The sequence below is a fragment of the Streptomyces sp. NPDC043896 genome, assembly GCF_056435605.1.
The window spans coordinates 59,510-71,898 of record NZ_JBWKEE010000031.1 but is presented as its reverse complement, the minus strand read 5'-3'; the positions used below and the strand labels follow the sequence as shown (position 1 = coordinate 71,898).

Annotated in this window: 12 protein-coding genes and 1 pseudogene; 10 read left to right on the top strand and 3 right to left on the bottom strand. The window is 72.2% G+C overall.

Translation table 11 applies throughout. The features are described 5' to 3' along the window. Entirely contained in the window at positions 1-639 is a 639-nt protein-coding gene (locus tag AC069X_RS33425) for a DJ-1/PfpI family protein (RefSeq protein ID WP_478734613.1), read from the top strand. Positions 640-642: 3 nt separating this feature from the next. On the opposite strand, the pseudogene AC069X_RS33420 reads toward AC069X_RS33425, so the two are convergent. Further along, a pseudogene (locus AC069X_RS33420) lies at positions 643-1,362 on the bottom strand (enoyl-CoA hydratase/isomerase family protein); the annotation flags it as partial. 84 nt (positions 1,363-1,446) lie between these two features. On the opposite strand from AC069X_RS33420, the gene AC069X_RS33415 reads away from it, so the two are divergent. Continuing rightward, positions 1,447-2,082 (top strand): HdeD family acid-resistance protein, encoded by a 636-nt coding sequence (locus tag AC069X_RS33415; RefSeq protein WP_478734611.1) that lies wholly within the window; start codon positions 1,447-1,449, stop codon positions 2,080-2,082. Between the two features lie 130 nt (positions 2,083-2,212). Then, the gene (locus AC069X_RS33410; RefSeq protein ID WP_478734650.1) at positions 2,213-2,707 is read left to right on the top strand and encodes an ATP-binding protein; all 495 of its coding nucleotides are present in this window, start codon (positions 2,213-2,215) and stop codon (positions 2,705-2,707) included. Between the two features lie 180 nt (positions 2,708-2,887). Here the strand turns inward: AC069X_RS33410 and idi are convergent, their stop codons facing one another. After that, positions 2,888-3,490 carry an isopentenyl-diphosphate Delta-isomerase gene (gene idi / locus AC069X_RS33405; RefSeq protein WP_478734610.1) on the bottom strand — a complete coding sequence of 201 codons (603 nt, stop codon included), beginning with the start codon at positions 3,488-3,490 and terminating at the stop codon, positions 2,888-2,890. 131 nt (positions 3,491-3,621) lie between these two features. Then, positions 3,622-4,938 carry a GNAT family N-acetyltransferase gene (locus tag AC069X_RS33400; RefSeq protein WP_478734608.1) on the bottom strand — a complete coding sequence of 439 codons (1,317 nt, stop codon included), beginning with the start codon at positions 4,936-4,938 and terminating at the stop codon, positions 3,622-3,624. A 343-nt stretch (positions 4,939-5,281) separates the two neighbouring features. Here AC069X_RS33400 and AC069X_RS33395 point away from each other — a divergent pair, with 343 nt between their 5' ends. From AC069X_RS33395 to AC069X_RS33365, 7 genes are all read left to right on the top strand, one after another. After that, the gene (locus AC069X_RS33395) at positions 5,282-7,057 is read left to right on the top strand and encodes a DUF5941 domain-containing protein (protein ID WP_478734648.1); all 1,776 of its coding nucleotides are present in this window, start codon (positions 5,282-5,284) and stop codon (positions 7,055-7,057) included. Beyond that, on the top strand, positions 7,054-7,806 hold the full coding sequence (locus tag AC069X_RS33390; protein ID WP_478734606.1) for a phosphocholine cytidylyltransferase family protein: 753 nt from the start codon (positions 7,054-7,056) through the stop codon (positions 7,804-7,806). Before AC069X_RS33395 ends, AC069X_RS33390 begins: the two co-directional genes overlap by 4 nt. Then, positions 7,794-8,855: an iron-containing alcohol dehydrogenase family protein gene (locus tag AC069X_RS33385; RefSeq protein WP_478734604.1), complete on the top strand. Its 1,062-nt coding sequence runs from the start codon at positions 7,794-7,796 to the stop codon at positions 8,853-8,855. The genes AC069X_RS33390 and AC069X_RS33385 overlap by 13 nt, the downstream gene beginning before the upstream one ends. Continuing rightward, a complete protein-coding gene (locus AC069X_RS33380; protein ID WP_478734602.1) occupies positions 8,833-9,612 on the top strand; it encodes a CDP-alcohol phosphatidyltransferase family protein in 780 nt (259 codons plus the stop codon). The genes AC069X_RS33385 and AC069X_RS33380 overlap by 23 nt, the downstream gene beginning before the upstream one ends. Positions 9,613-9,620: 8 nt before the next feature. After that, a complete protein-coding gene (locus AC069X_RS33375; RefSeq protein WP_478734646.1) occupies positions 9,621-10,493 on the top strand; it encodes a glycosyltransferase family 2 protein in 873 nt (290 codons plus the stop codon). A 96-nt stretch (positions 10,494-10,589) separates the two neighbouring features. Then, positions 10,590-11,519, top strand: a complete 930-nt coding sequence (locus tag AC069X_RS33370; RefSeq protein WP_478734600.1) for an ABC transporter permease — start codon at positions 10,590-10,592, stop codon at positions 11,517-11,519. Further along, positions 11,512-12,294 carry an ABC transporter ATP-binding protein gene (locus tag AC069X_RS33365; RefSeq protein WP_007267598.1) on the top strand — a complete coding sequence of 261 codons (783 nt, stop codon included), beginning with the start codon at positions 11,512-11,514 and terminating at the stop codon, positions 12,292-12,294. The genes AC069X_RS33370 and AC069X_RS33365 overlap by 8 nt, the downstream gene beginning before the upstream one ends. The last annotated feature ends 95 nt before the right edge of the window (positions 12,295-12,389 follow it).

Here is a 12,389-nt window from a genome sequence, read left to right as displayed (position 1 = left end):
ATGCAGATCGCCGTACTGCTCTACGACCGTTTCACCGCCCTCGACGCCATCGGCCCCTACGAGACCCTCAGCCGCCTCCCCGACACCGAGACCGTCTTCGTCGCGGAGCGCCCCGGGCCCGTCCGGACCGACAACGGCATGCTCGGCCTCGTCGCCGACAAGGCGCTCACCGAGGTGACCCGGCCCGACATCGTCGTCGTCCCCGGCGGGCCGCACCCGGAGCTGGAGATGGAGAACCCCGCCGTGCTCGACTGGCTGCGGGCCGTGGACGCCACGACCACCTGGACCACCTCCGTCTGCACCGGCTCGCTCCTGCTCGCCGCCGCCGGGCTGCTCGACGGCCGGCGGGCGACCAGCCACTGGCTCTACCTCGACCGGCTGCGCCCCTTCGGAGCCGAGCCCACCGGCGAGCGGGTGGTGTTCGACGGAAAGTACGTCACCGCCGCCGGGGTGTCCTCCGGCCTCGACATGGGGCTGGGCCTGCTCGGCCGGATCGCCGGGGACGCGTACGCGGAGGGCGTGCAGCTGATGTGCGAGTACGACCCCCAGCCGCCCTACGACGCCGGTTCCCCGGAGAAGGCCCCGGCCGGGCTGGTCGCCCGGCTGCGCGCCGCCAACCCGCTCACGGACGCCAGCTGAGTCCGGAGTCCGCCGCTCCAGGAAGGCGGCGACACCCTCCGCGGTGTCGCCGCTCGCGGCGGCCTGCTGCGCCCAGTACGCGTCCCGGTCCGTGCGGCCGTCCGCGAACTCCTTGGCGGCGGCCTGCGTCAGCCGCGAGCGGGCGGTCAGGGTCCGGGCGAAGGCGGCCACCCGCTCCTCCAGCCGGCCCGCCGGCAGCAGCTCGTTCAGGAACCCGGCGCGCAGGGCGGTCTCCGCGTCGATCAGCTCCGCCGAGAACAGCAGGTACTTGGCCCATGCCGGGCCGACCACCGAGGCCAGCCGCCGGGTGGAGGACGCCGGGTAGACGACGCCCAGCCTCGCCGGGGTCACCCCGAACGAGGCGCCCGCCTCCGCGAAGCGCAGGTCGCAGGCGGCCGCCAGCTGGCTGCCGCCGCCCACACAGAACCCCCGGACCGCGGCCACCGTCGGCTTCGGGAAGGCCGCCAGGGCCTCCTCCGCCGCCACTGCCAGGGCCTGCGGGTCGTCCTTGCCGGTGAGCGAGGAGATGTCGGCCCCCGCGCAGAAGGTCGGGCCGGCCCCGGTGAGCACCAGCACCCGTACGGCCTCGTCGTCCGCGAGCGGTTCCAGCAGTTCCGGCAGGGCCCGCCACATCGCCGCGGTCATGGCGTTCCGCTTGGCGGGGTGCGAGATGACGACGGTGGCGACCCCGTCTGCGACGGTGTGGTGGAGGGCTGCGTCCATGCGCCGGATGCTATCCCGGGCGGCCGATCCTATGATCAAGGGGAGTCCGACCCCGGGGGGGGGTGACGAGGAGGTGGCACGTCCATGGGCGCCGACCGCAGTGACCCCGCCCCGCAGCAGGTGCAGGAGAAGAAGCTGAACCGCAGCTTCGGGATGCTGGCCCTGCTCGGGGTGATCCTCGTACTGGCCGGCCTGGTGGGCCTGGTCTACACGGGCGTGGCCACCCTGACCTCGATGTTCCTCTTCGGCTGGCTGCTGCTCATCGGCGGCGTCGTGGGCCTGGCGCAGGCCGTCCAGTCGCGGGGCAGCAACTACTTCTGGCTCGCCGTCATCGTCGCGGCGATCAACCTGGCCGCCGGCTTCGTGGTCCTGCGCCGCCCCGAGGCGAGCGCCGAGGCCCTGACCATGTTCGCGGCCCTGCTCTTCCTCACCGGCGGGGTCTTCCGGCTCGTGGGCGCGCTGGTCGTGCGCGGCGCCAACTTCGGGATCGCCCTGGTGCAGGGCGCCTTCGGGATCCTGCTGGGCTTCCTGATCCTCTCCAACTGGCCCGGCAACAGCCTGTACGTGATCGGGACCTTCTTCTCGCTCGCCCTGCTGTTCGACGGACTCAGCCTGGTGGCGCTGGGGATGGGGGGCCGCCGGATCCTGGGTCTGGTCAGGGAAGACGAGACAGACGCTGCCAACCGGAGCCTGGGGGATCAGGAACGGCCCAACAACTGACTCCGTCATAACCCAGTGGTCAGAAAGCGCCCGATTGACGCTGACTTCTGGTCAGCGGCGCGGTCCGGACCAGGGTCTTCCCCACTCTGGACACGTGGAGACGATCGAGCGCGAAGACGGGGGCCGGAAGATGGACGACAGCGGGAGCATCCCGCCGGCCAGGGGAGGTGAGGTGTCGGCTCCGGCCGACCCCCTCGCTTACGAGGGTGTGTGGCGCTTCACCGCGCCCGCCGTTGAAGAATCCGTTCCGCAGGCCCGCCGCGCGGTCCGCGACCTGCTCGGCCGTCAGGGGGTGCCGGCGCAGCAGGACCTGGTGTACTCCCTGCTGCTGATCGTCTCCGAACTGGTGACGAACTCGGTCCGGCACGCGGCCCTGCTCTCCCCGGAGGTCGCCGTCGAGGTGGCGGTGGGCCGGGAGTGGGTACGGGTGGCCGTCGAGGACAACCACCCGTACCGGCCCAAGGCGCTGGAGGCCGACTTCGGCCAGACCGGCGGCCGGGGCCTGCTGCTGGTCCGGGAGATCACCCTGGAGGCCGGCGGGGTGTGCGACGTCGAGCACACCGCGACCGGCGGCAAGGTGATCTGGGCGGCCCTGCCGCTGGCCCCCCAGCCGCCCCGCCTCTGAAGGACCGGAACCGGCGGAGGGCCCCGGAACCGGCAACCGGCCCGGAACCGGCGAACGGCCCCGGAACCGGCAACCGGCCCGGAACCGGCAACCGGCCTGGAACCGGCGAACGGCCCGGAACCGGCGAACGGCCCCGGAACCGGCCCGGAAACCCCGACCCGCACCCGAACGGCGCAGCGGCTACCAGCCGGCCGCGTCGCCGGTCAGCTCGCGGATCGCGGGACGGGCCGCGTCCAGCACCGTCATGAACCAGGCCGAGAACGGCAGCTCCGCGTGCCGCTTCGCCAGTTCCTCGGCCGTGACGAAGGCGGTGTCGCCGACCTCCTCCGGATCCGGGTCCGGCGAGGACTGCGCCAGTCCCACGAACAGGTGGTTGTACTCCTGCTCCACCAGCCCCGACGCGGGGTCGGGGTGGTTGTAGCGGACGGTCCCCGCCTCCGCGAGCAGCGAGGGCGAGAGCCCGAGCTCCTCGTGCGTGCGCCGGGCCGCGGCCGCGAACGGCGACTCCCCGGGATAGGGGTGACCGCAACAGGTGTTCGACCAGACGCCGGGGGAGTGGTACTTCCCCAGGGCGCGCTGCTGGAGCAGCAGCCGGCCCTGCTCGTCGAAGAGGAACACGGAGAACGCCCGGTGCAACAGGCCGGGCGCCTGATGTGCGGAGAGCTTCTCCGCCGTGCCGATGGTGTTGCCGGACTCGTCGACCAGTTCGAGCATGATCGATTCTCGAGCTCCGGTGCCGGCGGACGCGCTGCTGGTGGCGTCGGTGGCTGGTGTGGTCGGCATACCCATCCTTCGCTTCGGACTTCGGCCCTCAGTCTGCCGTACAAAAGAGGCTTGTCCCCACTTCGGCGATCAGCGCATGTCCGCCCCCCGCCGCGTGGTAAGCGGCGAGGGGCGGACGTTCCGCTCGCGGATCAGACCCCGAAGGGGGCCGGATACCGGATCATGCCCGCCGGCACCGGAACGGAATCGTCCAGGACCAGGGCCATCATCGCCTCGTCGGGCACCTCGAACGGCGCCCGGATCCCGAAGCGCGAAGCGGGCACGAACCCGAAGCGCGGGTAGTAGGAGGGGTGCCCCAGCACCAGCACCAGTCCCTCCCCGCGCTCCCGCGCCGCCGCCAGCAGCGCCCGTACGACGGCGCTGCCGGCGCCCGAGCGCTGGAGCGCCGGATCGGCGGCCACCGGCGCGAGCGCCAGCGCGGGCGCGCCGTCCACCGTGCACCGGGTCAGCAGGGCGTGCGCCGCCACCGACCCGTCGGGGCCCTCGGCCACGTACGAGAGACCCGGCAGCCAGGCGTCCGCGTCGGCGCGCAGCGCGTCCACGAGATCAGCCTCCAGCGGGGTCTCGAAGGCCGCCAGGTTGACGGCCCGCACGGCCGCGGTGTCGGCGGGGGTCTCCGGGCGGGCCGGCCAGCGGTCCCCGTCCCCGGCGGTCACCGGGGCCAGGACGAAGCCGGTGTACCCGTACTCGTGCCCGTGCCGTTCCCGCACCGCGAGCTCCTCGCGTACGTATTCCAGCGCGGCCTCCTCCGCCGGCGTCGCGGGCACGGCGGCGCGGACCCGCTCGCCGAGCGGGCCGTAGTACTCGGCCCAGTCCGAGTCGGGCTGGAGCCGGGTGCCCAGCACCCGGTACCCGGCGGCCTGGGCGGCCGCGAGGTTGCGGGCGGTGGACCGCAGCGGGTACTGGGGGTCCCAGAAGGCCCGGGCCCCGGCCGAGGGCTCCTCGGCGGTCCACTCGCACTCGCTGAGCACGAGCCGGCCGCCGGGTGCCAGCAGGCGCTTCCACGCGGCGAGCGCCCGGTCGAAGCCGAGGACGTAGGCGGAGCCCTCCGCCCACACGAGGTCGAAGGAGCCGTCCTCGAAGCCCTCGGCGGGGAGCGCGCCCATGTCGGCCCGCACGGTGCGGACCCGTCCGCAGAGCCCGCGGTCCTCCGCGGCGGTGCGCAGCTCGTCGAGGAACGGCTGGTGGAGGTCGACGGCGGTCACCTCGGCCAGGCCCGCCCCGCCCGCCTCGGCGGCGAGCAGCAGGGCGCTGCGGCCCGGGCCGCAGCCCAGGTCGAGGACGCGCGGCCGCTCGGGCAGCGGTCCGCACAGGGACAGCAGGTGACGGGTGGACGCGTCGGAACCGGGGGACTGCCGGGGCAGCCCCCGGTGCAGCTCCATGAAGGCGGCGAAGGCGCCGTCGTCGGAAGCGGAGCCGGAAGGAGAAGAAGTGGTGTTGTCGGTCAACGTGAACCCTTGAACGGGGGCTCCGGCCGACGAGGCCCTACCTGTGGGGGATCAGACCCGGCCGGACGCCCGGAAGGAAACGGGGATGTACCGGAGTTCGCTGCGCATGGCCGCGACCACTGCGACGGTCATCAACCCACCTCTTTCCGTTCCAGGACGTGCACGTGTCGCCGCCCACCCTAACATCCAGGCGCAAACAGGCCTGAATCCGCCTGAACAGCTGGTGAATGAGGCCTTCCCATCATCCGATAGCCTCTGCCGACAGCCCGCCGACGCGCTGCCGCCGCCCCCACCCGGGCGCCGCCCGCCCGTCGGGAATGTCCGCCGCAAGGAGTGAGTTCGTCTGCCGACCGTCATCCTCACCGGCCCGCCGGTACCCGGATCACCGCTCGAGGACGAGCTCCGGTCGCTCGGGTTCGACGTCCGCCCGGCCACCGGTCCCGAAGACACCGCGACCGCCCTCGCCGCAGTACCGGCCGAGGAGCGCGTGGCCGTCGTCGACAGCGCCTTCGTCGGGCACCCGCACGCGCTGCGCCTCGCCCTGACCGACCCGCGCTTCGACGCCTGCGCCGTGACCGGCGCGTTCGCCGTCCAGGCCGGGGCCCGGGCGGCCCTGGACAAGGCCGCGGCACTCGCCCCGGCGGGCACCGGCCCCTACGCGGACCGGCTCGCCGTGACGGTGGAGGCCGCCGGGACCGCCGTCCAGCGGCCCGAGCTCGGCAGCCTGGTCGCGGCCGTGCCGGCCGGGGAGCCGGAGCGTGCGGAGGCCCTCGCGGCCGTCGCAGCCGTGGACGACGAGGCCGTCCGCCTGCGCAGCGCCGTGAAGTCCCGCGACGGCTTCTTCACCACCTTCTTCATCAGCCCGTACTCGCGTTACATCGCCCGCTGGTGCGCGCGCCGGGGCCTGACCCCGAACCAGGTCACCACGGCCTCCCTGATCACCGCGCTGATCGCGGCCGGCTGCGCCGCCACGGGTGAGCGCTGGGGCTACGTCACCGCCGGCGTGCTGCTGCTCGTCTCCTTCGTCCTGGACTGCACCGACGGGCAGCTCGCCCGCTACTCGCTCCAGTACTCGACGATGGGCGCCTGGCTGGACGCCACCTTCGACCGCGCGAAGGAGTACGCCTTCTACGCGGGCCTCGCGCTCGGCGCGGCCAGGAACGGCGACGACGTCTGGGCCCTCGCGCTCGGTGCGATGATCCTGATGACCTGCCGGCACGTGGTCGACTTCTCGTTCAACGAGGCCAACCACGACGCCACCGCGAACACCAGTCCCACGGCCGCCCTCTCCGACCGGCTCGACAGCGTCGGCTGGACGGTCTGGGCCCGCCGGATGATCATCCTGCCGATCGGCGAGCGCTGGGCCATGATCGCGGTGCTGACCGCCGTGACCACCCCGCGCACCGTCTTCTACGCCCTGCTGATCGGCTGCGCCTTCGGCGCCCTCTACACCACCGCCGGCCGCGTGCTGCGCTCCCTGACCCGCAAGGCCACCCGTACCGACCGGGCCGCCCGGGCCCTCGCGGACCTCGCCGACTCGGGCGTGCTCGCCTGGACCGGCGGCCCGCGGCCGGGCAAGAGGCCGAGCCCCGCCTCGCTGTGGCTGGCCCTGGCCGCCTCGCTCCTGATGACCGGCGCGGCCGTCACCCGTGAGTTCGGCAGCCCCTGGCTGACCGGGACCGCCGTGGCCTACGTGTTCTTCTCGGGCGCGGCGGTGGCCACCCCCCTCAAGGGCCCCCTCGACTGGCTGATCCCGCCGCTCTTCCGGTTCGCCGAGTACGTCACCGTCCTCGTGCTCGCCGCCAAGGCGGACGTCCCGGGGGCCCTCCCGGCCGCATTCGGACTGGTCGCGGCGGTCGCCTACCATCACTACGACACGGTCTACCGCATCCGCGGCGGCTCGGACGCTCCCCCGCACTGGCTGGTGCGGGCGACCGGCGGTCACGAGGGCCGGGTCCTGCTGACCGTGGTCCTCGCGGCGGTACTCGCCCGTGACGCGTTCCCCGTCGCGCTCACGGCCCTGGCCGTGTTCGTGGCACTCGTGGTGCTCGTGGAGAGCATCCGCTTCTGGGTCTCCTCCGGGGCACCCGCCGTACATGACGAAGGAGAACCAGCATGATCGGCCTTGTCCTCGCTGCCGGTGCCGGACGCCGCCTGCGTCCCTACACCGACACCCTGCCCAAGGCCCTCGTGCCCGTCGGCCCCGAGGGCCGGGAGGACAGCCTCACCGTCCTCGACCTGACGCTGGGCAACTTCGCCGAGGTCGGCCTCACCGAGGTCGCGATCGTCGTCGGCTACCGCAAGGAAGCCGTCTACGAGCGCCGGGAGGCCCTGGAGGCCAAGTACGGCGTCACGATCACGCTGATCGACAACGACAAGGCCGAGGAGTGGAACAACGCCTACTCCCTGTGGTGCGCGCGTGACGTCCTCAAGCGGGGCGTGATCCTCGCCAACGGCGACACCATCCACCCGGTCTCCGTCGAGAAGACCCTGCTCGCGGCCCGCGGCAAGGGCCAGAAGATCATCCTCGCCCTCGACACGGTCAAGAACCTGGCCGACGAGGAGATGAAGGTCGTCGTCGACGGCGCCGAAGGCGTGCGGAAGATCACCAAGCTGATGGACCCCGCCGCCGCGACGGGCGAGTACATCGGCGTCACCCTCATCGAGCCCGAGGCGGCCGAAGAGCTCGCCGAGGCCCTGAAGAAGACCTTCGAGCGGGACCCCGACCTCTACTACGAGGACGGCTACCAGCAGCTCGTCGACGAGGGCTTCACCGTCGACGTCGCCCCCATCGGCGACGTCAAGTGGGTCGAGATCGACAACCACGACGACCTCGCCAAGGGCCGGACGATCGCATGCCAGTACTGACGCGGCTGATCCCCTCGCCGGTCGTCGTCGACATCAGCTGCGGGGCGATGGACAAGCTGGACGGCATCCTCGCCGACCAGCGGATCTCCGCGTCTGGCCGGCTCGCGATCGCGATCAGCGGGGGCTCCGGGCAGGCGCTGCGCGCCCGCCTGGAGCCGGCCCTGCCGCACGCCGACTGGTACCCGGTCGTCGACGGCACCATCGACTCGGCCGTCAAGCTGGCCGACGACATAAAGGGCCGCCGCTACGACGCCGTCGTCGGACTGGGCGGCGGGAAGATCATCGACGTGGCGAAGTACGCCGCGGCGCGGGTCGGCCTGCCCATGGTGGCCGTCGCCACCAACCTCTCCCACGACGGCATCTGCTCCCCGGTGTCCATCCTGGACAACGACAACGGCCGGGGCTCCTACGGCGTGCCCACGCCGATCGCCATGGTCATCGACCTCGACGTGATCCGCGAGGCCCCCACCCGCTTCATCCGCGCCGGCGTCGGCGACGCGATCTCCAACATCTCGGCCATCGCCGACTGGGAGCTCTCGCACCGCATCACCGGCGAGGCGGTGGACGGTCTGGCCGCCGCCATGGCCCGCACCGCCGGCGAGTCCGTACTGCGCCACCCCGGCGGGTGCGGCGACGACGAGTTCCTCACCGTGCTCTCCGAGGCCCTCGTCCTCTCCGGCATCGCCATGTCCATCAGCGGGGACAGCCGCCCCTCCTCCGGGGCCTGCCACGAGATCAGCCACGCCTTCGACCTGCTCTACCCCGGGCGCTCCGCGCTCCACGGCGAGCAGGTCGGCATCGGCGCCGCCTTCGCCATGCACCTGCGCGGCGCCGCCGAGCAGACCGGCCTGTTCACGGAGGTCCTGCGCCGCCACGGCCTGCCCGTGCTGCCCGAGGAGATCGGGTTCAGCGTGGACGAGTTCGTCGCGGCCGTCGAGTACGCCCCCCAGACCCGCCCGGGACGCTTCACGGTCCTGGAGCACCTCAACCTGTCCGCAGCCGAGATCAGGGACGCTTACGCCGACTATGCCCAGACCATCCGTAGCTGAACTCCGGCCCGTCGTTCACCCGCCGGGCGTCAAGGACCGGCGCAGTGGCGAGCACTGGGGCGGTCGCCTGTACATGCGCGAGATCTCCCTGCGCATCACCCGGCTCCTGGTCACCACCAAGGTCACGCCCAACCAGCTGACCTACGTGATGACCCTCGCCGGCGTCCTCGCCGCCCCGGCCCTGCTGGTGCCGGGCGTGCTCGGAGCCGTCCTCGGCGTGGTCGCGGTCCAGCTGTACCTGCTGCTCGACTGCGTCGACGGCGAGGTCGCCCGCTGGAAGAAGCAGTACTCGCTCTCCGGCGTCTACCTGGACCGGGTCGGCGCCTACCTGTGCGACGCGGCCGTCCTCGTCGGCTTCGGCCTGCGCGCCGCCGACCTGTGGGGCAGCGGGCGGATCGACTGGCTGTGGGCCTTCCTGGGCACCCTCGCCGCCCTCGGCGCGATCCTGATCAAGGCCGAGACCGACCTGGTCGGCGTCGCCCGCCACCAGGCCGGCAAGCCCGTGGTCCAGGAGTCCGCCGCCGAGCCCCGCTCCTCCGGCATGGCGCTGGCCCGCCGGGCCGCGGCCGCGCTCAAGTTCCACCGCCTGATCCTCGGCATCGAGGCCTCCCTGCTGATCCTGGTCCTGGCCATCGCCGACCAGGTCCGGGGGGACCTGTTCTTCTCCCGGCTCGGTGTCGCCGTACTGGCCGGCATCGCGCTCCTCCAGACCGTCCTGCACCTCGTGTCGGTCCTGGCCTCCAGCAGGCTCAAGTGACCGCCCCGATGCGGCTGGGCGCCGTGATCATCACCATGGGCAACCGCCCCGACGAGCTGAAGGCGCTCCTCGACTCGGTCGCCCGCCAGGACGGCGACCCCGTCGAGGTGGTCGTCGTCGGCCAGGGCGTGGAGGTCACCGGGCTCCCGGAGGGCGTGCGCACCGTCGCCCTCCCCGAGAACCTGGGGATCCCCGGCGGCCGCAACGTCGGCATCGAGGCCTTCGGGCCCGGCGGCGGCGACGTGGACGCCCTGCTCTTCCTCGACGACGACGGGCTGCTGGAGCGCACCGACACCGCCGAGCTGTGCCGGCAGGCCTTCGCCGAGGACCCGGAGCTGGGCATCGTCAGCTTCCGGATCGCCGACCCGGAGACCGGCACCACCCAGCGCCGCCACGTACCCCGGCTGCGCGCCTCGGACCCGATGCGCTCCTCCCGCGTGACCACCTTCCTGGGCGGCGCCAACGCCGTCCGCACCAAGGTGTTCGAGCAGGTCGGCACCCTCCCCGGGGAGTTCTTCTACGCCCACGAGGAGACCGACCTGGCCTGGCGGGCGCTCGACGCGGGGTGGCTGATCGACTACCGGGCGGACATGGTGCTGCTGCACCCGGCGACCGCTCCCTCCCGGCACGCGGTCTACCACCGTATGGTGGCCCGTAACCGGGTGTGGCTCGCCCGCCGCAACCTGCCCGCCCCGCTGGTCCCGGTCTACCTGGGCGTCTGGCTCGCGCTGACGCTCGTACGCAGGCCCTCCCGGCCGGCGCTCAAGGCCTGGTTCGGCGGGTTCAAGGAGGGCTGGACCACACCCTGCGGCCCCCGGCGTCCGATGAGGTGGCGCACGGTCTGGCGGCTCACGCGGCTGGGCCGCCCGCCCGTCATCTGACAACCTCGGGTCTGGGACCATGGGCCCCATGCCGGGTCCGGCGTTCCAGCCCCGATGCCCCTCCTGCCGCATCTTGAAGACGGAAAGTTTCAACTTGTGAGTGACACAACCCACGACGGCGCCCTCGCCACGAGCAAGCCGCCGTCCGACGACGCGGGGCTCAGTCCCGCGGAGCTCGCCAGGAAGTACGGCCTGTCCGTCAGTGGCGCGCGGCCCAGCCTGGGCGGATACGTGCGGCAGCTCTGGGGTCGGCGCCACTTCATCATGGCCTTCTCCCGGGCCAAGCTGGTGGCGCAGTACAGCCAGGCCAAGCTCGGCCAGATCTGGCAGGTGGCGACCCCCCTGCTCAACGCGCTGGTCTACTACCTGATCTTCGGCCTCATCCTGGACGCGGGCCGGGGCATGGAGAAGGGGGTCTACATCCCCTTCCTGGTGATGGGCATCTTCGTCTTCACCTTCACCCAGAGTTCCCTGATGGCGGGCGTCCGGGCGATCCCCTCCAACCTCGGCCTGGTGCGCGCGCTGCACTTCCCGCGCGCCTCCCTGCCGATCTCCTTCTCGATGCAGCAGCTCCAGCAGCTCATGTACTCGATGATCGTCGTGCTCGTCGTCGCCGTCGCCTTCGGGAACTACCCGCGCCTGTCGTGGCTGCTGGTGATCCCGACGCTGGTCCTGCAGTTCGTCTTCAACACGGGGCTCGCGCTGGTCTTCGCGCGGCTGGGGTCCAAGACCCCCGACCTCGCGCAGCTGATGCCGTTCCTCACCCGTACCTGGATGTACGCGTCGGGCGTCATGTTCTCGATCAGCGAGATGCTGAAGGACAGGCCTGCGTGGATCGCGGACGTCCTCCAGTGGAACCCCGCCGCGATCTACATGGACCTGGTCCGCTTCGCGATGATCGACGGCTACGGCCGGGAGAACCTCCCGCCGCACGTCTGGGCCTTCGCGGTCGGCTGGGCCGTGGTGATCGGCGTCGGCGGCTTCGTGTACTTCTGGAAGGCTGAGGAGCGTTACGGCCGTGGCTGACAACACCCAGGGGCGCGTCCCCACCGTCATCGCGGACGAGGTGCACATCGTGTACCGCGTCAACACGGGCAGCTCCGGCAAGGGCAGCGCCACCGCCGCGCTGAGCAAGATCCTCCGCCGGGGCAAGGGCGACGCCCCGGGCGTCCGACGGGTCCACGCGGTGCGCGGGGTCTCCTTCACGGCGTACCGCGGCGAGGCCATCGGCCTCATCGGCTCCAACGGCTCCGGCAAGTCGACGCTGCTGCGCGCCATCGCCGGTCTGCTGCCCTGCGAGTCCGGCAAGGTCTACACCGATGGCCAGCCCTCGCTGCTCGGCGTGAACGCGGCGCTGATGAACGACCTCACCGGTGAGCGCAACGTCGTCCTCGGCGGTCTCGCGATGGGCATGAGCCGCGAGCAGATCAAGGAGCGCTACCAGGACATCGTCGACTTCTCGGGGATCAACGAGAAGGGCGACTTCATCTCCCTGCCGATGCGCACGTACTCCTCCGGCATGGCCGCGCGCCTGCGGTTCTCGATCGCGGCCGCCAAGGACCACGACGTCCTGATGATCGACGAGGCCCTGGCCACGGGTGACCGCAGTTTCCAGGTGCGCTCGGAGAACCGCATCCGCGAACTGCGGGAGAAGGCCGGCACGGTCTTCCTGGTGAGCCACAACAACAAGTCCATCCGCGACACCTGTGACCGGGTGCTGTGGCTGGAGAAGGGCGAGCTCCTGATGGACGGGCCCACCGAGGAAGTGGTCTCGGCGTACGAGAAGGCCAGCGGCCACTGAGACCGCCCCGCCCCACCCCCTGGCCGAGGCCCCTGCCGCTCAGCGCGGCGGGGGCCTCGTCATGGGGGGCGGTGGCGGGATCGCGCCCGGTCCGC